The organism is Paenibacillus sp. FSL R7-0048, assembly GCF_038004505.1.
In the GTDB taxonomy this organism is placed as follows: domain Bacteria; phylum Bacillota; class Bacilli; order Paenibacillales; family Paenibacillaceae; genus Paenibacillus_AQ; species Paenibacillus_AQ odorifer.
The window spans coordinates 6,360,017-6,385,233 of record NZ_JBBORF010000001.1 but is presented as its reverse complement, the minus strand read 5'-3'; the positions used below and the strand labels follow the sequence as shown (position 1 = coordinate 6,385,233).

General features: G+C 43.3%; 22 protein-coding genes and 1 other annotated feature. Of the genes, 19 read left to right on the top strand and 3 right to left on the bottom strand.

The genetic code is table 11. The annotated features are described in order from the left end of the window. Window positions 1-155: 155 nt before the first annotated feature. The 13 genes from NSQ91_RS28215 to arsC all read left to right on the top strand — a co-directional run bounded on the left by NSQ91_RS28215 (window position 156) and on the right by arsC (window position 13,999). A complete protein-coding gene (locus NSQ91_RS28215; protein WP_340920852.1) occupies window positions 156-1,388 on the top strand; it encodes a glycosyl hydrolase family 8 in 1,233 nt (410 codons plus the stop codon). Between the two features lie 748 nt (window positions 1,389-2,136). Next, window positions 2,137-2,937, top strand: coding sequence for a CPBP family intramembrane glutamic endopeptidase (locus NSQ91_RS28210; protein WP_076303116.1), 801 nt, complete (start codon window positions 2,137-2,139; stop codon window positions 2,935-2,937). 137 nt (window positions 2,938-3,074) lie between these two features. Next, on the top strand, window positions 3,075-5,456 hold the full coding sequence (locus NSQ91_RS28205; protein ID WP_076193624.1) for an ATP-binding protein: 2,382 nt from the start codon (window positions 3,075-3,077) through the stop codon (window positions 5,454-5,456). Further along, window positions 5,434-6,090, top strand: a complete 657-nt coding sequence (locus NSQ91_RS28200; protein WP_038573390.1) for a response regulator transcription factor — start codon at window positions 5,434-5,436, stop codon at window positions 6,088-6,090. The genes NSQ91_RS28205 and NSQ91_RS28200 overlap by 23 nt, the downstream gene beginning before the upstream one ends. 168 nt (window positions 6,091-6,258) lie before the next feature. Further along, complete coding sequence (locus NSQ91_RS28195; protein WP_076128815.1) at window positions 6,259-6,777, top strand: DinB family protein; 519 nt, start codon at window positions 6,259-6,261, stop codon at window positions 6,775-6,777. A 16-nt stretch (window positions 6,778-6,793) separates the two neighbouring features. Then, on the top strand, window positions 6,794-6,937 hold the full coding sequence (locus NSQ91_RS28190; RefSeq protein ID WP_162636847.1) for a hypothetical protein: 144 nt from the start codon (window positions 6,794-6,796) through the stop codon (window positions 6,935-6,937). Between the two features lie 207 nt (window positions 6,938-7,144). After that, a complete protein-coding gene (locus NSQ91_RS28185; RefSeq protein WP_076185467.1) occupies window positions 7,145-9,106 on the top strand; it encodes an ABC transporter ATP-binding protein/permease in 1,962 nt (653 codons plus the stop codon). A 28-nt stretch (window positions 9,107-9,134) separates the two neighbouring features. Next, window positions 9,135-9,803: a response regulator transcription factor gene (locus tag NSQ91_RS28180; RefSeq protein ID WP_076282682.1), complete on the top strand. Its 669-nt coding sequence runs from the start codon at window positions 9,135-9,137 to the stop codon at window positions 9,801-9,803. Further along, window positions 9,804-11,147, top strand: coding sequence for a sensor histidine kinase (locus NSQ91_RS28175; RefSeq protein WP_081392613.1), 1,344 nt, complete (start codon window positions 9,804-9,806; stop codon window positions 11,145-11,147). It begins immediately after the preceding gene. Between the two features lie 39 nt (window positions 11,148-11,186). Next, window positions 11,187-11,732 (top strand): GNAT family N-acetyltransferase, encoded by a 546-nt coding sequence (locus NSQ91_RS28170; protein ID WP_340920846.1) that lies wholly within the window; start codon window positions 11,187-11,189, stop codon window positions 11,730-11,732. Between the two features lie 81 nt (window positions 11,733-11,813). After that, window positions 11,814-12,140 carry an ArsR/SmtB family transcription factor gene (locus NSQ91_RS28165; protein WP_076128778.1) on the top strand — a complete coding sequence of 109 codons (327 nt, stop codon included), beginning with the start codon at window positions 11,814-11,816 and terminating at the stop codon, window positions 12,138-12,140. 128 nt (window positions 12,141-12,268) lie between these two features. Beyond that, the gene (locus tag NSQ91_RS28160) at window positions 12,269-13,558 is read left to right on the top strand and encodes an arsenic transporter (protein WP_076193629.1); all 1,290 of its coding nucleotides are present in this window, start codon (window positions 12,269-12,271) and stop codon (window positions 13,556-13,558) included. 21 nt (window positions 13,559-13,579) lie between these two features. Then, window positions 13,580-13,999 carry an arsenate reductase (thioredoxin) gene (arsC, locus tag NSQ91_RS28155; protein ID WP_340920843.1) on the top strand — a complete coding sequence of 140 codons (420 nt, stop codon included), beginning with the start codon at window positions 13,580-13,582 and terminating at the stop codon, window positions 13,997-13,999. A gap of 19 nt (window positions 14,000-14,018) precedes the next feature. Here the strand turns inward: arsC and NSQ91_RS28150 are convergent, their stop codons facing one another. Next, window positions 14,019-15,203 (bottom strand): oxalate decarboxylase family bicupin, encoded by a 1,185-nt coding sequence (locus NSQ91_RS28150; protein WP_076128773.1) that lies wholly within the window; start codon window positions 15,201-15,203, stop codon window positions 14,019-14,021. Window positions 15,204-15,367: 164 nt separating this feature from the next. Here NSQ91_RS28150 and NSQ91_RS28145 point away from each other — a divergent pair, with 164 nt between their 5' ends. The 4 genes from NSQ91_RS28145 (at window position 15,368) to NSQ91_RS28130 (ending at window position 21,399) form a co-directional block, all read left to right on the top strand. Next, window positions 15,368-16,222, top strand: a complete 855-nt coding sequence (locus NSQ91_RS28145) for a copper amine oxidase N-terminal domain-containing protein (RefSeq protein WP_076128771.1) — start codon at window positions 15,368-15,370, stop codon at window positions 16,220-16,222. A 55-nt stretch (window positions 16,223-16,277) separates the two neighbouring features. Further along, window positions 16,278-17,834: an SAM-dependent methyltransferase gene (locus tag NSQ91_RS28140; protein WP_340920840.1), complete on the top strand. Its 1,557-nt coding sequence runs from the start codon at window positions 16,278-16,280 to the stop codon at window positions 17,832-17,834. A 45-nt stretch (window positions 17,835-17,879) separates the two neighbouring features. Next, window positions 17,880-18,140, top strand: a binding site (T-box leader). 81 nt (window positions 18,141-18,221) lie between these two features. Continuing rightward, entirely contained in the window at window positions 18,222-19,901 is a 1,680-nt protein-coding gene (locus NSQ91_RS28135; RefSeq protein ID WP_076193638.1) for a glutamine--tRNA ligase/YqeY domain fusion protein, read from the top strand. A gap of 205 nt (window positions 19,902-20,106) precedes the next feature. Next, complete coding sequence (locus tag NSQ91_RS28130) at window positions 20,107-21,399, top strand: Nramp family divalent metal transporter (protein WP_076104178.1); 1,293 nt, start codon at window positions 20,107-20,109, stop codon at window positions 21,397-21,399. Between the two features lie 95 nt (window positions 21,400-21,494). Here NSQ91_RS28130 and NSQ91_RS28125 read toward each other — a convergent pair whose 3' ends face one another. Next, on the bottom strand, window positions 21,495-22,643 hold the full coding sequence (locus NSQ91_RS28125) for an N-acetylmuramoyl-L-alanine amidase (protein WP_076304785.1): 1,149 nt from the start codon (window positions 22,641-22,643) through the stop codon (window positions 21,495-21,497). A gap of 149 nt (window positions 22,644-22,792) precedes the next feature. Here NSQ91_RS28125 and NSQ91_RS28120 point away from each other — a divergent pair, with 149 nt between their 5' ends. Continuing rightward, complete coding sequence (locus tag NSQ91_RS28120; protein WP_179088208.1) at window positions 22,793-23,800, top strand: TIR domain-containing protein; 1,008 nt, start codon at window positions 22,793-22,795, stop codon at window positions 23,798-23,800. Next, on the top strand, window positions 23,797-24,036 hold the full coding sequence (locus NSQ91_RS28115; protein WP_036680302.1) for a hypothetical protein: 240 nt from the start codon (window positions 23,797-23,799) through the stop codon (window positions 24,034-24,036). Before NSQ91_RS28120 ends, NSQ91_RS28115 begins: the two co-directional genes overlap by 4 nt. A gap of 61 nt (window positions 24,037-24,097) precedes the next feature. Here the strand turns inward: NSQ91_RS28115 and NSQ91_RS28110 are convergent, their stop codons facing one another. Beyond that, window positions 24,098-25,183, bottom strand: a complete 1,086-nt coding sequence (locus NSQ91_RS28110) for an LLM class flavin-dependent oxidoreductase (protein ID WP_076304783.1) — start codon at window positions 25,181-25,183, stop codon at window positions 24,098-24,100. Window positions 25,184-25,217: the final 34 nt, after the last annotated feature.

The window sequence follows — 25,217 nt, the reverse complement described above, 5'->3', positions numbered from 1 at the left end:
AGTACAAATCTAAGTCTCAGATATATAGTACTAATGATCTATTAATGGAATTGCTTATATATTAATTCCATATTCTGTATTACAATGATAGCGAATACGAATTAGCTTGCTGTTTTCTTTCAAATTTATTACCACAATTGAAGAGGAGGCAATGAATGATGAAGAAGGATGCAAAGCTTAGGTTGAGTTGGAAAAGCCTTATTGTCGTATGCTTGGTAATTAGTATTCTTCCTGCCGGTTCCGCGTTTGCAGCAGTGAACAACCCTTTTCCGCAACATACCACCTACACGAGTGGATCTATCAAGCCAAACAATGTAACCCAGACCAGTATGGATAATTCAGTGAAGACCAAATGGGATGCGTGGAAAACGGCCTATCTCAAACCAGCTGGCACTGGAAAATATTACGTTAAGTATAATTCAGATGGAGAAACGGTATCTGAAGCACATGGTTACGGGATGTTGTTCACAGTTTTGATGGCTGGTTATGACAGCAATGCTCAGACTTATTTTGACGGCTTATATAATTATTACAAGGCTCACCCAAGTGCAATTAACCCTTATTTGATGTCCTGGAAGCAAAACAGCAGCTTTCAAAATATTGAAGGCGAGGACTCTGCTACAGATGGAGATATGGATATAGCGTTCTCATTGCTGCTTGCGGACAAGCAGTGGGGAAGTAGTGGTACGATCAATTATTTACAAGCTGCAAAAGATATCATTAATGCGATTATGGACAATGAGATTAACCAGACACAGTGGACGATCCGTCTAGGTGACTGGGCGAATAGCGGCTCGTATAATACGGCAACTAGACCTTCTGATTTCATGCTAAATCATTTAAAAGCATTCCAACAGGCTACAGGAGATACCCGCTGGACGAATGTTATCGATAAAACGTACACGATTATAAATAGCCTTTATACGGGTTATAGCTCTAGCACTGGGCTGTTGCCTGATTTCGTAGTTTACTCTGGGGGTGTGTATAAACCTGCTGCGGCGAATTTCCTTGAGGATGCCAATGACGGGAATTACAATTACAATTCTTGTCGTACCCCATGGCGGATCGCAACAGATTATTTGATTACTGGAGACAGCAGGGCGCTTACGCAGCTCAATAAGATGAATAGCTGGATTAAGACTAAAGTAAGCAGTACACCTGGTAGTATAAAAGATGGGTATAAGCTAAACGGAACCGTATTTGGAAGTTACAATAGCGGTGCCTTCTATGCTCCATTTGGAGTCAGTGCGATGACCTCATCAACTTACCAAAGCTGGTTGAATTCTCTCTGGAGCCACACAGCAAGCAGTGCTGCAGAAGATTACTATGAAGACAGCATCAAGCTGTTTTCGATGATCGTTATGTCTGGTAACTGGTGGACCTATTAAGATAACGTATAGTTAGAAAAAGGCTGTCCCCAAAACGTTCATGCCCAAAACCATAAAAGTCAAACAGAACAGCGATTCTCCTAATATCGGGGAATCGCTGTTCTGCATTTTTGGTCAACTACTGTTTGCTTCAGTAGATTAGGGGCAAAAGTAAAGCCACCTGATCTCTAATGTTACGGCGGAGCATCCTTTATTTGATAACCAATTGAATCATGGGGCGTACCTAATGATGCTCCAAATGATGCAATAAGTGAAGCACTTATACAGTAATTAGGGAATTTCTCCCTAAAATTCAGAGAATTTTGTTCATCAGACTTATAATTAGGGAAAACTTCCCTGAATTTTGGCCGATTCAGTAACTAATAAAGAAATCCCCCTGATTATTAGGGAGGAATTCCCTGATTTCGTCCTTTTAGAGCGAAAATCGGCTATTTTCAGGGAGTATTTCCCTAATTAGTTTACACTTACGCTGCACATCGCACATCGCACATCGCACATCGCACATCGCACATCGCACATCGCACATCGCACATCGCACATCGCACATCGCACATCGCACATCGCTCACCATTTCACTATTTTTAGGACAACCTTACTGAAGACTTTGCGGCATACAGATAAGTAGTACCGCAAAAGAATTGTGGTTTTAACGAACGTTGTTTTCGGTGAAACGTCCTGCCTGGTTGTATACAATTGGATTAAATAGGAAGATATAGTTCCTTATATCTAAAAAGGGTAGGTGATAATATTGCTCTCAGACAAGAAACAATCTCTTCTATTTATTATTTTCGTATGGGCAATGGCGTTAGGGATGTTGCTGCTTCCGGAATCGGCGCAAGGTCTGTATGGATTTACTCCTTTTTTCACAGTATGTATCATGATGTTTCTGATTGTGAGAGATGGATACAGTGCTGAGGGATGGAGAAGGTTGGGCTTCAAATTTAGGGGAGGCAAAGAATACATATTGGCTTTAGTTATTCCCTTAGGTTCACTGGGAGCGGGATATGCTGTCTATTGGATGGGATGGAACTCAAGCTTAATTTCTCCAGATTCATGGATCAAGACTGCTATATATTTGCTCGTTTACATTGTTCTTGGTTCATTATCTGCTTTGGGGGAAGAGATCGGTTGGAGGGGTTGGCTGCTCCCGCGTTTTCAATGGATGGGAAGAGTAAGTTCTAGTGTAACAATGGGCTTAATCTGGGCTATATGGCATTATCCGGCGATTCTTGGGCCGCGTGCTTATCATTCCTCTGGAAGCCGCTGGCTCGTGGTGGTGCTCTTTACCTTATCTGTTATGTTTGCGGGCATCATTATAAATGAACTGCGTCTGACCTCCGGTAGTATTTGGCCGGCAGTGCTTTTACACGGAACTAATAATGCTGTAGATAGTGTTTTGCACAATATTACTGTCAGTTCTTCACCTATGTTGGAGTATGTAGCCGGGGAGAGTGGTTGGGTTCCAGTGATTTTATATGGCTGCGCAGCGATATGGATTCTGGATCGAAACCACAGAGTGAAGCAGCAAAAAGCCAGGATAGAGCTATAATTCAATGCGGATATTTAGAGGAGAAGGAATATCATGCATAAAAGTATATAATTTCCTTTGTGATTCATATAAAATGGTAGGGGAATACCAAATAAGAATAGAGATATGTATAATTTTGTTCGTTCGGGGGATTTGAAATGACAGTAAAACTCCGCCAGTTATTCATATCAGGGTTACTTTGCCTTTTTGTTTTTCTTATTATTCATTTTGTGTGGGTCATTCACTCTAACATCTTGCTTGGCGTTGGTCTGGAGCAGAATGAAGAAGGGCAATATTATATTGCTGAGGCAGACGTTTCAAGCGAAGGGTATAAACAGAATCTAAGGGAAGGGGATATCTTATTACGGGTTAATGGGAAACCGATTGATAAAGTGGATGAAGCTGTGAGATATGGAAGCTTAACTCAGGTTCAATCCGTTGACCTTCTTCGTAACTCCAAAGGGGGGGCTCCACTTGCTTTGCATTATGATATTGAGAATAAGTCCTCCATCTATCATACGTTTACCCAGCTTGTAGTCCCTGGAGCGACATTTGTTTTTTTGGCAGTGTTAAGCCTTCTATTATACCGCAGGAAAAGCGGGGATCGCTCAGCAGAGCTGCTGATTTTATTCTTTTTATTAGTCGGAATAACTTACTTTGCGGGATATGCCTCAAGTAGATCTGATCTTATAGGTAGAATCGCGATGGGTAGCGTGTTGCCTTTAATTCCACTGGTTTTTATTCACTTTCTCCAAGTATATCTGAAACGATTTGATGTATTAGTTCTATCTACTACTGTAATCAAAATATACTATGGCCTGGTCATTTTACTAAGCCTATTTTCCACCTCCAGTCTAATGGTTTACTCCTGGGATAGATCCTTGTATTCCTTTGTAAGGTTAATTATTATTGGGTTCTTTGTTTTTGGGATTTTTTACAGCATATTTAAGCTGCTATATTTATACATTACTTATCGAAGCACAGCGCTTAAATCGATGTTTAAAATTATGCTTACCGGACAAATCCTTGCGTTTACACCGTTTGTTCTCTTCTCAGCTGCACCCATTGCTGTTGGGGTCAACCTGATTCCTTACGAAATTACTACGATCTTTTTGTTTTTGATGCCAGTTACTTATTTTTATCTGCTGACGGCTAGGCAACTATTTGATATTGATTTCGCTTTTAATCGGTTTAAATATTATTTATTAATTGCTTTTTTTCCGGCGCTAATGATTGTAGCCGTACTTGCGATCATTCAGAGCAGGCAAGAGTATGATTGGATCAAATGGATTCAGATGTTTTTGGTTGTATATTTATCTATTACAATCTTTTTATTCTTTAAGGAGAAAATAGATTATTATTTCCGGCCTAAACTGTTCCGTGAGCTTTATCATTATCAAGGTAGTCTGGAGCGATTCTCGAAGCAAATCTCCAAGGTTATGATGCGGTCTGATTTGGAGGCTGCAATTTACAAGGAAATCAATGAGATTTTACCGTTTAGTCGTTCTGCTTTTTTTGAGAGAGATGAGGATATGAGTAACCTCGAACAAATAGTCGACAATTCGGGCCAAGAGATCAACATAGAATTTGTATCGAAATCTCCAGTTTTTAAGGTAGGAGAAGTAGTTCAACTCAAACAGGGGATCTTACTCGTAATCGGACGTCACCAAAAAAAATTTCATCTCCTCTGGATTGATCATAAGAAGAACCATACAAAGCTTAATTCGGATGAGCTTAACTGGTTAAATACCCTCGCAAATTATGCGAGTATTGTCTATGAGAATTTATATCTTATTGAAGGCTTGATTGAAGACCTTGAAGCAGAGATGAAAAAAGAGCTACATGCAGCACCATGGGTTCTACGCCTGATCTTTAACTTATCAGAGAAAGAACGCAGAAAGCTGGCGGCGGATTTACATGATTCTGCTCTTCAGGATCAGCTCATTTGGCTTCGCAGGCTGGAAACACTGATCTCCGATCATGATATTGAGGCGGATATTTTGCCAGAGCTGCTTCAGATTAAAGAGGGACTTCTGGATGTGATATATCAGATTAGGGAGACCTGCAATGAACTGCGTCCACCGCTGCTAAGAGAGACCGGAATTGTGAAGGCACTGGAACTATTGTTTGAGTATGCCCAGCTGCAGTCCAACTACATTATCACCTTTACATCCAGTCCGATTGGTGATCTAAGTGAAGACCTGGTGATTGCGTTGTATCGAATAGTACAGGAGCTCCTGCGGAATGCCGGGAAACATGCCAAGGCGAATCAGATTGAAATTGAGCTGGACCAGCAAGAGCACCTCTATTTTCGATATAAGGATGATGGGATTGGCATGAATATAGTTGATATCAGGGAATCTTTTCAGCATATGGGCCTGTCTGGAATCAAAGAACGTGTTGCTAGCTTAGAGGGGGAGTGCACTTTTACCTCGGAGAAAGGGAAGGGACTGGAGGTTATTATTTATTTACCGACAATGGCTTTTGTAGAAGAAAAGCACAGAGGAGGCGATGACGATGATACGTATCTTGTTGGTTGATGATCATCCTTCAGTCGGAGAAGGAACCAAAACTATGATTGAGCAGGACGCGGATATGGAGGTTACTTTTGTTTTGTCAGCGATGGAAGCTTTGGATAGGCTGGAGCAACAAGAATTTGATGTGATCTTATGCGACCTCAACATGCCTACGATCAGCGGACTTGAATTCGCCAAAAGAGCCGTTCAACGTGATCCTGAATCTAAAGTGGTGATTTATACCGGATATGAGATCAGTGCTCATTATAATCTTTTGATGGAGTCAGGGGTCACAGGATTTATCTCTAAAACAGCTTCCCGGGAACAGTTGTTAAATACCATTCGTTGTGCACTAAGGAATGAGGCGGTCATTCCGGTGTCTTTACTTAAACAGCTACGAAGAAATGATATCAAGATTTCTAATCACCGGGATAATCGGCTGCTTGAAGAAGTGTCCATTAATCAAAGAGAACAGGAAATACTCCAAGAAGTAGCTAGTGGAAAAAGCAATAAAGACATAGCCAGCAAGCTTTTAATGTCACAAAGGACTGTAGAGTATAACCTGACGAGAATCTTTGAGAAGCTTAGTGTACATTCCAGATCCGAAGCTATAGTGGAAGGGAAGCGACTAGGTCTTGTTAGGATGGAGACTTTCTAAGTTGAAGCCCATACAACCCAATACATAGTTTTGTTAGTTTTATTCATGGTGTTAAGCACCTCACTTTTGCATCTTGATCGTCATTACCTGTAATTCATAATTCTGAACCATTCAGGTATTTAGAGTATTATTCTGAAGAAATCAAGGAGGAACATCCATATGATTGACATGAACCAAATATTTTTGATTACAGATATCCCAGGTTACTCCCCGCAAATCAGCCGACTTTTATCCATGATGAACTATGCAAGATATACAACATTAGAAGCCGTTAAGGGTCTAACTGTGGAACAACTGGATTATTTATTGGATGCTCAGAGTAACTCTATTGGAGCGTTATTATTGCACTACGCTGCTGTAGAATATGCATATCAAGTAGCAACGTTTGAGCAAAGAGATTTGTCTGAAGAAGAGCTAACGAGATGGGGGCCAGCATTAAATTTAGGAGACGAAGGACGAGCCAATATTAAGGGGAATGACCTGAGCTATTATTTAGATCGCCTAAATGAAGTTAGACAAAAGACTTATGAATTATTCGCAACCGTCGATGATAATTGGTTATATACTGAAGAGGAATTCTGGCATAACAAACCTGCGAACTACTATTTTATGTGGTTTCACGTTTTTGAGGATGAAATCAATCATAGAGGCCAGATTAGGCTGATCCGAAAAAGAGCATTAGCTTAAGAAAGGAGGCGCGCGAATGGAGTACATAGAGAAAAATATAAAGCCTTTATTTAAGAAATATCCGCTGCTCTCGAAATTTGTATTAACAGTGGTGATTATAGACATCGTTTATTACGCCGGAAAACAAGTTGGAGGATTAGCTTATTACCTCATGCACTAATTTCTTTTGAAAATAAGCCGAATAGAAAAGGCGAGTTCCACTCATTTTGAGTGTGAATTCGCCTTTTTATATTGCTTAACCTAAATATCTGCTGTAGCTCTGACTCTTCCATGTGGCTATCCAGTTCATTATCAGTTCACACAAATTTGTTAGGATATGAAACATCAAAAGAGATATAGAGCATGACCAGGAGAGGAAGAGAAACAAATGAAAATATTAGAAGTTAAACATGTAAAGAAATCATATACTTTGTACGGTAAAGAAAAGGTGCCAGTACTCCATGATGTGAATCTAAGCTTTGAGACAGGTGAATTTGTCTCTATTCTAGGTGAGTCTGGCTGCGGAAAGTCCACACTGATGAACATCATTGGGGGAATGGACTCCGATTATGAAGGCGAGGTCCTTGTCCGCGGAAAGAATTTAAGCACGATGACCGAAAAGGAAATGGATGATTATCGCAAGAACAATATTGGCTTCGTTTTTCAAAATTTCAATCTGATCCCGCATCTGTCAGTTTTGGAGAATGTTACAGTGGCGATGCAGATGACGGATACCAGTGAGAAGGACCGTAATAAACGTGCTATAGATATTTTGACTGAGGTAGGCTTGAAAGAGCACCTGAAAAAACGTCCCAATCAGCTGTCCGGTGGACAGAAGCAAAGAGTGTCCATCGCCCGCGCGCTAGCGAATAATCCTGATATTATTTTGGCAGATGAACCTACAGGGGCATTGGACAAGGATACCGGCGATCAAATTTTAGCCTTATTGGACAGCATAGCCAAAAGAGGGATATTGGTCATTACCGTGACCCACTCACAGAAAGTAGCCGACTCTGGTACCCGTATCGTAAAGGTGGAAGAAGGACGGATTAAAGATGATATTCAGTTAAAGGACCGCTCTTTGATTAGTTACGATGGAGGAGAGGGGTCATCCCGGAATCTCAGTTTATTTGCATCTTTTAAAATGGCTCTGCAGAACATGAAGCTCAACGCCAAACGTAATGTATTGGTAGCTTTGGGTGGGTCTATTGGTATTTTAAGCGTACTGTTGATGCTTTCCTTAGGGAATGGAATTACGAACTATATGAATGACGAAATTAATTCAAGTATGGATCCTTTACTCGTGGATATAACTAAACCCAGTGAAGAAGCTAAAGGCATGCAAGGTCCAGAGGCAATGATGTTGCCCGGCGAAACGTTTACGGCTGCCGATATTGAAACCATCCGAAATATTCCAAATGTTGATTATGTAGAAACCATCACTTCCATTTCGGGCAAATCTACTATGGTTTATGCAGATCAGACGGTTAGTCTTACACAATTAACAACCTTAACGGATGCTTTTGCTAAAGAGACGATTACCGCAGGGGCTTTTCCAGAGGGCAAAGAGATATTATTACCCGTGAAAACGGCAAGTAAATTAAGCGGAAATGACAGTCCAGAGTCTTTAGTAGGGAAATCGATTTATCTATATATTAATGAAATGGATGCTAAGCATAAACCGATCACATTGGAACAAGAAGTCACTATCTCTGGTATTTATGAAAGCACTGATCCAAGAGCGCAAATGCAACCCACGGGTTATCTTCCAGCGCAGACTTTGGAGCAAATGTATGCTGACAAGGGGACTACAATAGGTCCAATTCAAGTTAATGCTTTTGCAACCGATATGAAATATGTGAATGATATTAATGCAGCCGCTGTTGATGCTGGATTCTCAGGTTCTCAATCGGCAAAAATCATGGAGCGAATCACAACTTATGTGAATATGGCTACTATAGTTCTCTCTGGTATTGCCGGGATTTCACTTCTCGTATCAGGGATCATGATATTGGTTGTGCTATATATCAGTGTAGTGGAACGGACTAAGGAAATTGGGATTCTTCGGGCAATTGGCGCAAGGAAAAAAGATATCAAACGTATATTCTTTTCTGAATCAGCTTTATTAGGTGTATTCAGCGGTATCTTTGCGGTACTCTTTGCCATTGTCATTAGTTATGTGTTAAATATTCTCTTGGACAATGCTTTTGGAGTGAAACTTATTAATCTATCCGGTTATTATGTGTTATTTGGGATCGTTGTGAGTACCCTGATTAGTATTATCGCCGGTTTGATGCCATCCTCTAAGGCTGCCAAACTGGATCCAATGGAATCTCTACGATATGAATAAATAGGTTAGCGGAGAGGAAAATTGAGAGATGAACACGATTCTAGTGGCGGATGATGATTCTCATATCCGTAGATTAATACGATTATATCTTGAAAAAAACCAATTTTCCGTAGTGGAAGCAGCAGACGGTCAAGAGGCATTAGACATTCTAGCGCATACAAAGATCGATTTGGTGATTGTAGATGTGATGATGCCAAATGTAGATGGTATTGAATTGACCGAAGATATCCGATCTTATATCGATATTCCAATTCTGATGGTTACAGCTAGAGGAGAATCTAAGGACAAAGTCAGAGGATTTAATGCCGGATCAGATGATTATTTAGTCAAACCGTTTGATCCCATTGAATTGGTCCTGAGGGTAAAATCACTATTAAAAAGATATCATTTAACCTCCTCGAGTGTGATTCAACTAGGCGCAGTGATGATTGATCTGGGGAATTTGAACGTTGTTACGGCTCAGAGAACGGTGGAGTTGAAGAAAAAGGAATGTGAGTTGTTATTTGCTCTGGCGGGTTCGCCAGGGCAAATATTCACGCGTTCTCAGCTCATAGAAAATATTTGGGGTGTCGATTATGAAGGCGACGAGCGTACGGTAGATGTACATATCAAACGTCTGAGAGAAAAACTTGAATCGATTCCCGAGCTAATTATTTCTACGGTAAGAGGACTTGGATACCGTCTGGAGTTGGCCTAAATGTTGAAAAAAAGCCTGCGTCTGCGTATTGTCATTACGTTCATTGGGATTGTGATCGTCAGCTTAATGATCTCTTTTTTGCTAAATGTACGGTTTTCCGAAAATAATGTGACCCCAAACCATATCTTCATTAGAGTAGCTGGAGACGTAGCCAAAGTGCTTACCCTAATCGATGATCCGGAAAAAGCACAGGCATTTACTAAACTGCTCAATAAATATGGGGTCGATATTGCGAAAGTGAGAGTGAATGAGTGGAGTGATGCTGTTTTTTCAGTGGATAAGGAGAAGGTTGCCGCTCTATTTAAGCCAGATTCCACAGACGCAGTGATGCTTAATGATAAGTCTGGTGTTGCTATTGTTGGCATTCCCATCGTAGATAAGGAGAAAGCTGCGCTCATCATTAAAATTGATTTTTCGTCGAGCTTGATCACATTCAGACGCAACGTGTTTTTTACACTTCTAACGGTTTTAGTCATTGGAAGTTTACTGATTCTCTTGATGTCCGGATTCATTGTTAAGCCTATCAAACGTCTGACGGAAGCAGCTAAAAAAATGGCATCAGGCGATTTATCTGTGCGCTTGACGCATAAAAATCAAGATGAGTTCGGGGAACTGATGGAAAGCTTTAATCATATGGCTAGTGAGCTGCAAAAGATAGACTCTGTTCGTGATGATTTTGTCAGCAATGTCTCTCATGAAATGCAGTCTCCGCTTACGTCCATTAGAGGGTTTACTAGAGCGCTGCAAGATGGTGTCGTTCCAGTAGAAGAGCAAAAAGAACATCTGGATATTATTTATCAGGAAACGCTGCGCTTATCCCGCCTAAGTGACAATCTGCTTAGATTAGCCTCGCTTGATTCAGAACATCATCCGGTTAATCTCACCACTTTTCAGCTGGATGAACAGTTAAGAAGAGCGATCGTTCTGGCGGAGCCACAATGGGCACAGAAAAACATTCAGATAGAATTGGATTTATTACCCTGCCAAATTACGGTGGATAAAGATTTGTTTGATCAAGTCTGGCAAAACCTAATCAATAATGCTATAAAATATACAAGCCAAGAGGGTATCATTCATGTCGAAATCGAGCGTTCTATAGCGTTTGTGAAGGTTTCTATTAAAGATTCTGGTCAAGGCATACCAGAGGCAGCATTGCCCCGCATTTTTGATCGTTTTTATATGGTGGATAAAGCGCGGAGCAGCGTTCATAAAGGGAATGGACTTGGATTATCCATTGTTTTAAAAATTCTAAAAATGCATGATTGTAAAATAGAAGTGGAGAGCAAGGTTGGGGAAGGAACTCAGTTTATTGTCTCGATCCCTGTCTCTCAACCCTATGAATAGTTAACAGGCTGAAGCTTAAGGCAAACGCTGAGGGGGAAGATGATGATGCTAGAGCGAAATCCTATCTATCTACGCGAACTGAAGTTTACGGACTGGCAAGATGTACATGCCTATTGTTCACAAGAACGTGTATGCCGTTTTCAAGCTTGGGGTCCAAATACTGCTGATCAGACCCTTTCATTTGTGAACCAAGCAATAGAAGACTCTCAAAAAGTTCCCAGAACTCGGTTCGCGCAAGCCATAGTTGCAGTAGGAACTGAACATTTGATCGGCATGATTGAATTAAATATTAGTAGCCATACGGACAGAAGCGGCGAAATCGGCTATATTGTCCATCCTGATGCCTGGGGACAGGGAGTCGCTACAGCAGCGGCCAGACGAATGTTGAAATTTGGCTTTGAAGAACTGCAACTACATCGAATATATGCGACCTGTGACCCTAGAAATAGCGGATCATCCAAGGTACTCACCAAGATAGGTATGACTTATGAGGGAAGATTAAGAGATGCTTTGCTTATTAAAGATGGATGGCGGGATTCTTTGATGTTCAGTATGTTGGAGCATGAGTGGACGGTAGCCCGCTAAAAATTAACTCTTGCTTCCGATTGGTAAGTTCACTAGAATATAAGTATTAGCTTATATACTTTCAAGAGGAGGAGAGAAGGAATGCAGACACTAACGGAAATTGCTGAAGACTTGAAGCTGTTCGGAGATAAGACACGATTGGCAATGCTTTCTCTTCTGAAAGAGCGGGAATGGTGCGTGTGTGAATTCGTTGATATCTTTGACATTTCCCAGCCGGCGATTAGCCAGCATTTACGGAAATTGAAAAGTAGAGGAATCGTTAGGGAAAGCAAGCGGGGACAGTGGGTACATTATTCGTTAAATGTCGAGGATAAACCACATCTTAAAGCTGTTCTTCAACAGATGCCTAGTTCCAAATCGATATTGGCTGAACTGAATAAAGAGGCTAAAGAGCCATGCTGCGACTAAATTTCAGGTAAGGATTTTTTTGATTTATATATAATCATATAGTTATATAATGATGTTGGATTGAAGTCACATGCTTATATAGGAGTGTTGAAAAAGATGTGGATTTGCAGTAAAAGGAGGATGGCACTTTGGCTATTGTAGCTATCCTTATATTTTTAGTAACTTTAATCCTTGTAATCTGGCAGCCCCGTAATTTATCGATTGGATGGTCAGCCTGCGGTGGCGCGATCATAGCTTTGCTAGCTGGGGTAGTCAGCTTTAATGATGTTCTGGATGTAACGCAGATCGTGTGGAATGCTACTTTAGCGTTTGTGGCTATTATTCTGATTTCTTTAATTCTGGATCGAATCGGATTTTTTGAATGGGCTGCTTTACATATGGCGCGGGCTGCCCGCGGGAATGGCAGACGAATGTTTGTGTATGTCATCGTTCTTGGTGCGTTAGTGTCTGCATTTTTTGCGAATGATGGAGCGGCTCTGATTCTTACGCCTATTGTGCTTGCGATGGTAAGGGCATTGCATTTTGATGAGAAAAAAGTCTTTCCGTTTATTATCGCCAGCGGTTTTATTGCCGATACCACCTCACTGCCGCTCGTGGTCAGCAATCTGGTCAATATCGTATCAGCGGATTTTTTCGGAATTACGTTTATGGAGTATGCAGGCAAGATGATTATACCTACGTTGTTCTCCCTTGTTGCGAGCATCGTGGTGCTCTATTTCTTTTTTCGCAAAAGTATTCCCAAGCATTTTAACGATTCACAGCTAAAAGATCCGCATGAGGCGATTAAAGACAAAAAAATGTTCCAGCTGTCATGGATTGTATTGGCTGTTCTTTTGGTAGGGTATTTTGTCAGCGAATTTTTGGGTATTCCGGTATCTGTGGTTGCGGGGATCATAGCTATTTTGTTCCTGCTTCTCGCGAGAAGAAGCCCTTACGTCAAGGTGAAAGAAGTGATTACAGGAGCGCCTTGGGCGATTGTGTTCTTTTCCATTGGAATGTATGTCGTAGTATATGGACTTCGAAATGTTGGGCTGACGGATTTACTTGCTAAGATGATTGGGTCTATTGCTGATCAGGGCTTATTTGCCGCAACGATGGGTATGGGCTTCATAGCTGCATTGATCTCATCGCTGATGAATAATCTGCCTACCGTTCTGATTGACGCGCTTGCCATTGATGCGACGCATACCACTGGAATCATTAGAGATGCTTTAATATATGCGAATGTTATAGGCTCGGACTTAGGACCGAAGATCACTCCGATTGGCTCACTCGCCACACTGCTGTGGCTACATGTACTTTCGGCTAAAGGCGTGAAGATTTCTTGGGGAACGTATTTTAAGACAGGTATTATTTTAACCATTCCAACGTTATTTATTACGCTTTTAGGTCTTTATATGTGGTTGTTGATTAACTAATTTGGACAGGGGAAGATCAAGATGAACAAGAGAACGATTTATTTTTTATGTACAGGGAATTCCTGCAGAAGTCAGATGGCTGAAGGCTGGGCTAAGCAATATCTAGGAAAAGAATGGAGCGTGTACAGTGCAGGTATTGAAGCTCACGGTCTAAATCCAAAAGCTGTACAAGCGATGAGCGAAGTAGGCATAGATATTTCCGGCCAGACTTCGGATATTATTGATACTAATCTGCTGAATAATGCGAATCTGGTCATTACCTTATGCGGAGATGCTGCGGATAAATGTCCAATGACCCCTCCGAAGGTCAAACGGGAACACTGGGGCTTCGATGATCCGGCAAAAGCGCAAGGGAGTGATGAAGAGAAGTGGGCAGTGTTCCAGCATGTGCGTGACCAGATTGGTGAAAGAATCAAACAATTTGCGGAGACGGGTGAATAAGCAAAAGGGAGGAAGTAACCTATTCTTTTAACTTAGGGTATTTCACCACTGGCCATTTCACTTTCCGTAAGGCATTGATCACTTCGGGCCCAACGTTCAAATTACTTTGAACCAATTCATGGGGAGTGAGAGCCATCCATTGGTTCAGAGAGACGTCGGCAAAACGGTCACTTTTGAACATTTCGAGGAACCACAACGATTCTTCTCCTGTATTCTGAATATAATGTCCAAATGCAAAAGGAACATACCCAACATCGCCAGCCCTGTAATTAAAGGTACGTGCTGCACCGTTTCCGGCAAACACAGTCATCCGTCCTTTTCCGGTAAGATAATATTGCCACTCATCGTTGTTGGGGTGCCAGTGGAGCTCTCTCATTCCTCCAGGTTCAATCTCTACCAGTGCAGCAGCCACGGTCTTGGAGACCGGAAAGTTGCTGGAGTCAACGATTCTGACGCTCCCGCCAGGAGTCTTTAATGGAGGCTGTGCCAACAGCGAATGTTTGAAGCTCTGTGGAATTTCTCCATATGGCGATTGCACCTTTTGGCTTTGTAATGAGCCGGGAACTTGATCCTGATAAATATAGACTTGTTCAGTGGGGATGGAGTCAAAGGCCTCGGCAGGTATTCCAAAGTTAGCTGAAAGTACCTCTTTAGGCGTATGGGCGAACCAATCGGAAATAGACAAGGTATTCAGATCAGAGAAGCTTCCGTCGTCGAAGACAAGGAGAAATTCACAGCCTTCTTCAAGACCTTGTATAGAGTGAGGAATACCCGGCGGAAAATACCATAGATCACCAGGTCCTACATCTGCTATAAAGTTCCGTCCATTCTGATCCACAGCAGTAATCCGAGCGCGGCCTAACAGCATATAAGACCATTCCGCTTGCTGATGCCAGTGAAGCTCTCGTACTCCACCGGGGGTCAGGCTCATATTCACACCTGCCAGTGTAGTTGCGATAGGGAGTTCTCTGACGGTTACTTCTCTGGACCAGCCACCATGATTAAGCTGCATATGCGCATCAGAGAAAGAAAATTTCAAATTGGGAACCAGGCCCGCATCAGTCACCGGAGGAACGAACATATCCGGATTCTCAAGATCCCGCATAACATCGCGGGGTCCTTTATCTAATCCCCCTGTGCCATCGCTTCGGATGGGCTGGGGGATGTTTGTTTTGTTTGCCGAATCCTGTCCAGCAGAAGTCATAAGAGGTTCTCCTTTCTTGTTCCTTAAGAGTTCAATGAAAATATATGCGGAATGCTGTCTTTTATGATGGATAGCAGAAGTGGTACAAGTTGACATGTGTAGGGTCATCATTGATTATTACTAATAGAGGCTAAGGTTCTAGATGAACTGGAGAGGGGTTTGTGATGATTCACATCAAGGAGTCCTTACAACGATTAGGGAAAATAAAAGCTTACGTAATAGGTCTATTAGTGATTATGTTCGCCGCGGGATCTGCGGTTACACCTACATCGGTGTCGGCAGCTGTCCAGTTAGGGACACAGGTAATGCCACTGTCATACGGGGGATATTACGTGCTTTTTCCAGGTAAACTCGCCCCTTATTTCAAAGCAGGTAAATTAATGGTGCCGATTCGAGCCTTCTCCAATGCGATTGGCGCAGATTTGCTCTATGACGCTCTGAGCAAGAGTATTACTGTTTCACTGCTGGACCGATCGGTAGGAAATATTAAAGCAGGGCAGCTAGAGGCAGATTTTAATGGGGAGACCGTAGATTCATTAGGCGTTGCTCCAGAGATAAAGGATGGCACTCTGTTTGTTCCGGCGTCTCCCATTTTAGAAGGGCTTAAGTCTTTTCGCTGGGAAGTGCAATTTAATAATGTGAATAAATTAACCCTTGGCATTGGAGCCAGAAAAGGGGAGGAATGGGTGAAGCCTGAGGCAGATCGTGCGCTTGCTCCTTATCCACTCGAAACGACAGCACATCCGTATCCGTTATATCCTACTATGCTAACGCAGGCTCAATCCGGGAAAGAATATAGATTAACCTTAGGCGTGCAAAATACCTCCGGATTCATCATCCCCAAAGGAAACGCGGAATTAGAGCTGGTGAGTGTGGACAGTAAAGGGAATTCTTTTTATCAAACGTTGAAAGGACCTGATTCCTCAACCTCCAAGGCGGCATTATTATCATTTTCCGTTACCATTCCAACAGAGGCTGAATACGTCATTTTCAGGTCACGCACATTGAGAGCGCAATAAGGCAATTGCTATAGATTATTCCAACAAGCTAGACAGAGAGCGGGTAAAGAAACAGATGACAGGTAACAAAGAACAGCAATATCGCTTCAGCGAAGCACCGATTTGGGAATTGCAACGAACATATTATGAAGAGCAGGGATTAAAGGCTTGGAATAATGATCAGGTCCCGCAGTACATCACGAGTAACCCTATGATTGCGACAGCATACGCAGAGATGATCTTTGGATTTCTGCAAGACCGGGCTGGACAAGGGCATCTCTCAGAGACCGTTACGATTCTAGAACTTGGAGCGGGAGCAGGCCGGTTAGCCTTCCATGTGCTTAAAAAGTTATGTGAAATCGTAGACTACGCAGATATTCCTCTTCCTCCTTTTCGTTATGTGATGAGTGATTTGCCTTCCAAAAATATATCCAGCTGGCAGCAGCACCCGAGCCTACTTCCTTACGTAGAGCAGGGTATTTTGGACTTCGCTCGTTTTGATGCTGTGCAGGATGTAGAACTACATTTAGTACACGCTAAGCTCAGCATTCGGCCGGGTGATTTACAGCAGCCATTGGTGATTGTGGCAAATTACTTTTTTGACAGCATTCCGCAAGAATTAATTTATGTGGATGAAGGAAAAATATATGAATGTGAGGTTTCGATCCAGTATTCGGCGGAAGTTGATCCGGATAACCCCTCCGATGCGCTCGGCAAAATCATCCCGCAGTACCATTATAGGAGTGCGGCTAGTTATGAAGAGGAGACTTATCCCTATCATGACGTTATAGCGCTTTATCAGCAGAAGCTGGAGGATTCACATATACTCTTTCCGGTGGTGGGGCTTACTTGTCTGGAGCGGCTTGCGCGGCTCTCTACAGAGGGATTCGTGCTGCTTACAGCGGATAAGGGAGACCATCGCTTAGAGAACTGGGAATTTGCAGAACCTCCATTGCTGATTCATCACGGAAGCTTCTCTTTGACCGCGAATTATCATGCGATAGAGCATGTGCTGAAACAAAAAGGGGCGCATTCAATATTCACCAGTCATCACTATAAAAACCTGAACATCGGCTGTATTCTTATGCTTCCAACACCGCTGAGCTATACAAACACTCGGCTGGGTTACAAGCGGTTTATAGAACGTTTTGGCCCGGATGATTTCTTTAGTATGAAGGAATGGATGGATCAGCAATTAGATACGATGGGGCTGCAGCAAATTTTGGCCTTTTGGCGTTTGGGTGGGTATGATGCTGAATGGTTTATCCATAGCGCTGAACAAATTTCGGAGCTGCTGCTGGGTGCCAGTGATGAAGAAATGCTGGATCTACAGCGAGGTATACAGTTGATGTGGACGGGCTATTATCCGATGGAACAGAGTTATGATCTGTCGCTAGATGCGGGGTTGCTGCTGTATGAAATGGATAAATTCGCGGAAGCATTGGGTTACTTAGAACGCTCCATGCATGCGAGTACGGAAGAACCATTGGCATCAGTGCTGTATAGCATGGCAATCTGTAACTATGAGCTAGGAGCTGAAGCTGCTGCATTGGAATACGCGCGTAGAGCTTTGGCTGCAGAGCCTGACAATGAAGTAGTATTGGAGCTCCTAACGGCGCTTAGCGGGGAATAAGCACATTTACATAGGGTTATCTTTTTGGTATCCTATACAAAATAATCAAACGCGATGACGAGAAGAGTACATGAAATCATTCCTTCACAGAGAGCCCTGGATGATGAGAACAGGGTAAGGGGGATTTTATCGAAACAAGCCTCTGAGCGGCATATCGGAACCGGACTAAGGGGATGGTATGACGGGAGCTCCTGTTATAGAGCTAGAGTATAAGCACTGCGCAAGATGTTTTGCCGTACTTGATGAGATTAATATGGCGACATATTAATGAACCTGGGGTGGTACCGCGAGAATTTCGTCCCCAAGACCATAAGTCTTGGAGGTGAGGTTCTTTTTATTTTGCAGATTAAGCAGGCGGATATCACTTATAAACAGGAGGTAACACCAATGAGCGAGGAACCGGAAGTATTAGCAGAGAGTTACATCGACAGATTGATTCAAGAAGAGCTGGAAGCAGGGACTTACAATAGAGATATATGCACGAGATTTCCACCGGAGCCTAACGGGTATCTGCATATTGGCAGTGCGTATGCTATTCATACGAACTATACGACTGCGAAAAAGTATGGCGGGAAGTTCCATTTGCGCTTTGATGACACCAATCCTTTAAAAGAGGATCTGGAGTATGTAAATGCCATCATCGAAGATATTCAATGGATGGGCTATCCACCGGACCATATTTTTTATGGATCAGACTATTCTGAGAAAATATACAATAGCGCAGTTACGTTAATCCGAAAAGGAAAGGCGTATGTCTGTGATTTATCACCTGAAGAGGTGACAGCCTATAGAGGGACGCTTACGGAGCCGGGAAAAAACAGCCCGTTCCGGGAGCGTTCTGTGGAAGAGAATTTGCGGTTATTTACGGAGATGAAAGCTGGAGATTATCCAACGGGAGCCAGAGTGTTGCGGGCTAAAATAGATATGAGCTCACCTAATATCAACTTACGTGATCCGGTGATTTACAGAATCATTCATGCGGAGCATTATAGAACGGGTAACGAATGGTGTATCTATCCGATGTATGATTTTGCCCATCCTATACAAGATGCTATCGAAGGGATTACGTATTCCTTATGCTCGATTGAATTTAAGGATCATCGGCCGCTCTATGAGTGGGTATTGAATGAGCTGGATATCCCTGAGGCTCCTAAGCAAAGAGAGTTTGGACGGGTGAACATCACCGGAGTTGTGACGAGTAAACGATATATCAGACAGCTGGTTACAGGCCATTATGTGGATGGCTGGGATGATCCGAGACTTCCTACGCTTCGCGGTTTACGCAGAAGAGGTTTTACGCCGGAGAGTATCCGGAATTTTGTGAAGGAGATTGGCTTTGTCAGAAATAGCACCATTGTGGATATTGCCATGTTAGAGCATGCGCTTAGACAAGATCTGAAGGCAAAGGTTCCAAGTGTGATGGCTGTTCTTAAGCCTTTAAAAGTGGTCATTACTAATTATCCTGAGGATCATAACGAAGGGCTGACGATTGAGAATAACAGTGAAGATAAGTCACTTGGAGAAAGAGAGGTTCCTTTTTCACGAACCCTTTATATTGAACAAGAAGATTTCATGGAGGAGCCGCCAAAAGGTTATCACAGGCTGACTATGGGGAATGAAGTAAGGCTAAAGGGTGCTTATTTCATAAAATGCAATGAAGTAATCAAGGATGAAGTTACCGGAGAAATCCTAGAGCTTCGCTGCACCTATGATCCGAGAACGAAGAGCGGAAGCGGGTTTAAAGAACGGAAGGTTAAGGCGACCATTCACTGGGTATCGGCAGACCATGCTATCAAGGCTGATGTTCATCTATATGAGCGTCTGCTGAAAGATAACGACGGTCCTAAAGAAGACGGTGAGCGCTGGGACGAGTATCTTAATCCAGATTCCTTAACGATCCTGAAGGATTGTTTGCTGGAGCCATCAATGGGCAACGCAAGGCCAGAAGATAAATTTCAATTGATCCGGCACGGATTTTTCTGTGTGGATAAGAAGTATACCACGGCAGATAAGCTAGTGCTGAACCGGATAGTACCGCTCAAGGACACATGGAAGAAAAATTCATAAGCAGCTTAAGCTGGGCGAAGATCGGGTAATTCCTGATCATCGTCCAGCTTTTTTTGTGCCTAGTCGTTGGTGAACAAGCAAATGAAAATTCCATATGAAACATGTTTACATTTTTCAGAAATAAGCATATACTTTAAATATAAGTTGCACAGGGGAAACTTTCGTGTATATAGACAACTTTTTCAGGGCAAGAGGAGGAATTGAAATGCTCGAACAAACTTTAGTAGAACAACCACATATAAAACAACATAAGAACTCGGTTTCAGCACAAGCCGTACTTAACGGGGAGATCAAAGGGATTAAACGATTACTTCCTTTTCTAGGCCCAGCTTTTATCGCTGCTGTTGCTTATCTGGATCCAGGTAATTTTGCCACCAATATTACGGCGGGCTCCAAATATGGATATCTCTTATTGTGGGTGATCGTGGCCTCTAATCTAATGGCTGTGCTAATCCAAGCGTTATCCGCCAAGCTGGGGATTGCGACAGGCAAGAACTTGCCTGAGATCGCTCATGATCGTTTTCCGAAGAGTGTATCTATCTTCTTATGGATTCAAAGTGAGCTAGTGATTATAGCTACGGATCTGGCAGAGTTTATCGGGGCGGCATTAGGACTATATCTCTTATTTGATATTCCCATGCTGCCAGCAGCACTGATTACTGCGGTGGGCTCATTTGCTATCTTAGAGCTGCAACGCCGGGGATACCGCTCCCTAGAGGCAGGGATTGCTGCGATGATCCTTATAGTCGTATTAGCCTTCGCTTTTCAAGTTATTGTAGCTAAACCGGATATGGGAGCAGTTGCCGTAGGCATGTTTACACCTAAGTTTGAAGGGGTGGACAGCATCCTATTGGCCGCAGGAATTCTAGGTGCAACCGTGATGCCACATGCGATTTACCTGCATTCATCACTTACACAGAACCGTATCGTCGGGGTGAATGAATCGGAGAAAAAACAGATTTTCAAATTGGAATTTATAGATATTATTATTGCGATGATTATCGCAGGTGCAGTAAATCTGGCTATGGTTATTGTCTCCGCGGCATTGTTTTTCAAAAATGGTCTCGTGGTTGAAGATCTGGATGTCGCGTTTCAACAATTTGGTCACTTAGCTGGGCCAGTAACGGCGATCTCGTTTGGGTTGGGACTACTCATTGCGGGACTGTCGAGTTCCTCCGTAGGGACTATGGCTGGCGATGTGGTTATGCAAGGCTTCATCAACAAAAGAATTAACCTGTACTTGCGCCGTGCGATTACCATCATTCCGCCACTAGCGATCATTGGTTTTGGTGTGAATCCAACCAAAGCGCTCGTGATCAGTCAGGTGATCCTGTCCTTTGGGATTGCGTTCGCGTTGATTCCGCTGGTTGTGTTTACAAGCAATCGCCAGATTATGGGCGGGTTAGTGAATCGCAAAATGACAGCCACTCTGGGCTGGATTATCTCCGGTCTGGTTGTATCGTTGAACTTGTTCTTGGTCTATCAAATGCTCGTATAAGGAAGCAGTCAAAAGAGCCCGACCCACAGATCTCCTCAGATCATACCTGAGAGATACATGGGTCGGGCTTTTTTTTGGAGTGTTGTTCCAGCCAGTTATTTAAAATAATCCGCAACGCCTTCAGCGATGGCTTTAGCCGCTTTTTTCTGATAGGAGGCCTTGCGGACAATGGACTCGTCTGTAGGATTGGTAAGGAATCCAAGCTCAACCAAGGTAGCTGGAATCCGATTCTCCCTTAGGATGTGATAATCGCCAAAGGACAACCCGTTGCTTTTCAGACCGATGCCTTGCCCCAGCCGGGTTTCAATCGCCCGCGCCAGCTTCAAATCATCCGCTTCTGAATAAAAGAAGGTCAACGTTCCGGACACATTTTTAGGTGAAGAATTATAATGAACGCTTACAAAAGCATCAGCACGCAGGGCTTGGCTCATCTGAACACGACGAGCTAACGTCGGCTTCTGATCGTCTCGGGTGCGCGTCATCTCTACCCGTGCTCCTTTAGCAACAAGAGCATCGCGGACATAAAGTGCAGTATGCAGATTCAAATCTTTTTCCATGGTGTTATATGTAGTGCCAAGCATGCCCGGATCACTGCCGCCATGACCAGGATCGATGACGATCAGCTTTCCTCGTAGTCCGCCTTTATGCTGGACGGTGCTTATGCTGCTTGTACTGCTTGATGTGCTTCCACTTCGGATATACTGCTCTGCCACCCAACCGGTTTCACCGCTGACTGTGCGAATTCGAGCCCAGCCGTTCTGATGAAGAAGGAGAGTGACTGTATCCTTGGCTTTTAAAGAACCGAGCACCTTATAGTGAGTTCCTGGGCCACTTCGGATGCGCAGAGAATCAGCCGTGACTGTAGCCTTTGAAGTTCTACTAGAAGTATTGGCTGACGTTGACGAGGCAGTATTAGTTTTAGTAGCAATAGACGTTCCAGAAGCGCTGGATTGCAGGGAGTTGCTGTTCACCTTTTTTAGGTAATAACCCGCTACCCAGCCAGAGGTGCTCCCCGCCTTAACCATTAACCATCCGTGCTGCTCATCAGTCACAGTAACCCGAGCCCCATTCTTAATTGATCCTACAACAGTTGCATTCTTAGCCGGTTCATCGCGTACATTTAAAGAACTCGCATATACCTGTGCGGTATAACTTCCCGCTGCTGTCTTTGCTTCAGCAGACTGTGGCGCTGCTATACCCAAAAGGCAAGCTGTGAGCAGGGTGACACCTATCATTTTGTTCATAGTATCCTCGCTTTTTGAGAGTAGTCGTAATTCCTTACCCAATTTACGAGGTTTAGAATAATATTTTTTGAGAATATGGCCTCTTTTCTGGTGGTCTAAAGACTTGTATAATTATTACATATCGGGAAAGAGGATGAAGGAGCATTGCCGTGACTAAACCAAAGCTATTCATTGGATCTTCCAGGGAGTCTATACGTTATGCAAGAGCGATTCATGAGCAGCTGAAGAGGGATGCTGAAGTGCATCCTTGGTATGCCAACGCTTTTCGGGCGAATGAATACACTATGGAGGCGTTGGAGCGAAATTTGGATGAGAGCGATTTTGCCGTATTTGTGTTCTCGCCAGATGATGTCGCCAAAATCCGTGGTAAATATTATTATGTGACCCGCGATAATACGGGGTTTGAAATGGGTTTGTTTTGGGCTAGATTACGGCGCAGCCGTGTTTTTTGTCTAGTGCCTGATCAGGTAACTGCGCGTGATGATCTCATCCCTGGAGAAAATGTAGAAGAATATCATCTGCTATCTGATTTAGCGGGAATTACATCTTTAGAGTATGAAGTGCATCACGATAATCCTACGGCTGCTGTGGATGTGAGCTGTGGTAAGATTATTGATAATATTCAAGAACGTGGAAGATTCCGTGACCCGCTTAAAGATTTAGAGCAGCTAAAGATGGATTTAAGGCGCAAGGAAAGTATCCTTCATTTTTTTTGGCAATATAATAGTAATGTGACCATCTCCGAGAATGGAGAGAAGTATCACGCACTTAGTGAGGCGATACGCAATTCCTTTTTACCTCCGAAGCATTGTCGTGTAATCGGTGCAGCCATCTGGCAGGCACAAGAGAAGGAACAACTTGTTCAGGTGGGGGGGAATGTCGGACGTGGTCACTCCTATCCCTTGTCTGTAACGAAAGGGAATGAGAAGCAGCCTAGTGTGGTAGATGCATTTTTATCGAGTAAATGGACTTTTTTTCAACGCACGGAAGTTGCAGAGGTATATATCCTATGCTATCCTCTAGGTAAGAAGTATGTTCTTTCCGTTCATTTCTCAGGAAGTGATGGATTATCTGCAGATGATCTTAAGGCGGTAGTTGGGAATAATCAGGATTTATTCCGTACCATCAATCATTTAGTAGGAGAGGATTCAGCATGAAGAGAATAAAAGGTATTAACAGCTTATCCGATGCTGTTCTCCGATCTGCGAGTGGTGGGAGCAGGAGTGCAGGCGGCGATGACAAAAGCACCAAAAGAAAAGCAGGCTCGAGTCATTCTGCTCAGCAGCCAGCTTCAGCTCAGATTTATACTGCACCTTCTTTGGACGGCGGAGACGACGAATATAAGAAGCTTATCAGCGGAAAAGTAGATAATAATAAACCATCCTTTGCGTGATTTTTTTTATAAAAAGGGGGCCTCAGCCGTTGGCTTGAGGGCCCCTTTTTGGTATTCCATTCTAACGGCTGTTCTTCTTGGCGATCTCACGCCGTACGACAGGTGCAACCTCTGTTGCCAAAAGTTCAATGGCTTTGGCTACCTTAGCGTAAGGAAGGCCGCCGATATCGAGCTGAGTCATAAAGCGGCTATGACCGAACAGCTCATGCTGATAGAGAATTTTTTCGATAATTTGCTGCGGGCTGCCCACAGCCATCGTGTTATCAGCAGATACATATTGCCCAAAGTCCTCACGAGACACCTTGTACTCTTGACCCGGTTTTGGACTGATAGAGTTACGGTAACTATAGTAGTAAGAGTAATATTCATCCAAAGCCTGCTGTGAGGTTTCAGCAATGTAGCCGTGGCTAGTGATCGCAATCTTTAGATCCTCAGGTGGATGTCCTGCTTGAATTCCGGCACGCCGATAGGTTGCGGCAAGCTCTTGAAAAGGCTCTGGACTGCCGCTTAGGATGGCGATAGCCATTCCGGTCCCGAGCATCCCGGCCTTCTCCGCGCTTTCTGGAGAACCGCCTACACCAATCCAGAGCGGAAGATTCTCTTGCAATGGACGTGGAGCAATCTCCGAATCCTTCAGCGATGAACGGAAGGAGCCCTCCCAGTTCATAACTTCATGTTTGTTAAGCTCCAAGAGTAAATTGATGTTCTCGGAGAATAGACGGTGATAATCTTCAAGCTCATACCCGAAGAGCGGAAAAGACTCCACAAAAGCACCACGCCCCGCAATAATCTCTGCACGTCCATTCGACAGCAAATCAAGTGTGGCGAAATCCTCGAACACCCGTACAGGATCAATGGTACTTAATACGGTTGTTGCGCTCGTTAGTTTAATTCTGTTAGTAACCTGAGAAATGGCAGCCAGCACCACTGGCACCGAAGAAATTACAAAATCGAGACGGTGATGCTCACCTACACCAAATACATCAAGTCCCGCTTCATCTGCCAGCTTAGCTGCAGCCACGACTTCGTCGAGACGTTGTTTTGGACTGATCTTCTTCCCTGTATGACAATCCGCTACGATGTCTCCTAAGGTATAGATACCAAATTCAAAATCGGATGCTGGTGCTGCGGTTGCTTCTTTACTCATGCTCACAAACCCCTTGTTATTCATATATTTGCTA

Excerpts from the sequence above, each read along its gene's own strand:
- NSQ91_RS28205 (WP_076193624.1), top strand. The coding sequence starts at position 3,075 with ATGACAGTAAAACTCCGCCAGTTATTCATATCAGGGTTACTTTGCCTT.
- NSQ91_RS28215 (WP_340920852.1), top strand. The coding sequence starts at position 156 with ATGATGAAGAAGGATGCAAAGCTTAGGTTGAGTTGGAAAAGCCTTATT.
- NSQ91_RS28180 (WP_076282682.1), top strand. The coding sequence starts at position 9,135 with ATGAACACGATTCTAGTGGCGGATGATGATTCTCATATCCGTAGATTA.
- NSQ91_RS28150 (WP_076128773.1), bottom strand. The coding sequence starts at position 15,203 with ATGACTTCTGCTGGACAGGATTCGGCAAACAAAACAAACATCCCCCAG.
- NSQ91_RS28170 (WP_340920846.1), top strand. The coding sequence starts at position 11,187 with ATGATGATGCTAGAGCGAAATCCTATCTATCTACGCGAACTGAAGTTT.
- NSQ91_RS28130 (WP_076104178.1), top strand. The coding sequence starts at position 20,107 with ATGCTCGAACAAACTTTAGTAGAACAACCACATATAAAACAACATAAG.
- NSQ91_RS28200 (WP_038573390.1), top strand. The coding sequence starts at position 5,434 with ATGATACGTATCTTGTTGGTTGATGATCATCCTTCAGTCGGAGAAGGA.
- NSQ91_RS28125 (WP_076304785.1), bottom strand. The coding sequence starts at position 22,643 with ATGAACAAAATGATAGGTGTCACCCTGCTCACAGCTTGCCTTTTGGGT.
- NSQ91_RS28140 (WP_340920840.1), top strand. The coding sequence starts at position 16,278 with ATGACAGGTAACAAAGAACAGCAATATCGCTTCAGCGAAGCACCGATT.
- NSQ91_RS28175 (WP_081392613.1), top strand. The coding sequence starts at position 9,804 with ATGTTGAAAAAAAGCCTGCGTCTGCGTATTGTCATTACGTTCATTGGG.
- NSQ91_RS28115 (WP_036680302.1), top strand. The coding sequence starts at position 23,797 with ATGAAGAGAATAAAAGGTATTAACAGCTTATCCGATGCTGTTCTCCGA.
- NSQ91_RS28190 (WP_162636847.1), top strand. The coding sequence starts at position 6,794 with ATGGAGTACATAGAGAAAAATATAAAGCCTTTATTTAAGAAATATCCG.
- NSQ91_RS28185 (WP_076185467.1), top strand. The coding sequence starts at position 7,145 with ATGAAAATATTAGAAGTTAAACATGTAAAGAAATCATATACTTTGTAC.
- NSQ91_RS28135 (WP_076193638.1), top strand. The coding sequence starts at position 18,222 with ATGAGCGAGGAACCGGAAGTATTAGCAGAGAGTTACATCGACAGATTG.
- arsC (WP_340920843.1), top strand. The coding sequence starts at position 13,580 with ATGAACAAGAGAACGATTTATTTTTTATGTACAGGGAATTCCTGCAGA.
- NSQ91_RS28195 (WP_076128815.1), top strand. The coding sequence starts at position 6,259 with ATGAACCAAATATTTTTGATTACAGATATCCCAGGTTACTCCCCGCAA.
- NSQ91_RS28165 (WP_076128778.1), top strand. The coding sequence starts at position 11,814 with ATGCAGACACTAACGGAAATTGCTGAAGACTTGAAGCTGTTCGGAGAT.
- NSQ91_RS28110 (WP_076304783.1), bottom strand. The coding sequence starts at position 25,183 with ATGAGTAAAGAAGCAACCGCAGCACCAGCATCCGATTTTGAATTTGGT.
- NSQ91_RS28145 (WP_076128771.1), top strand. The coding sequence starts at position 15,368 with ATGATTCACATCAAGGAGTCCTTACAACGATTAGGGAAAATAAAAGCT.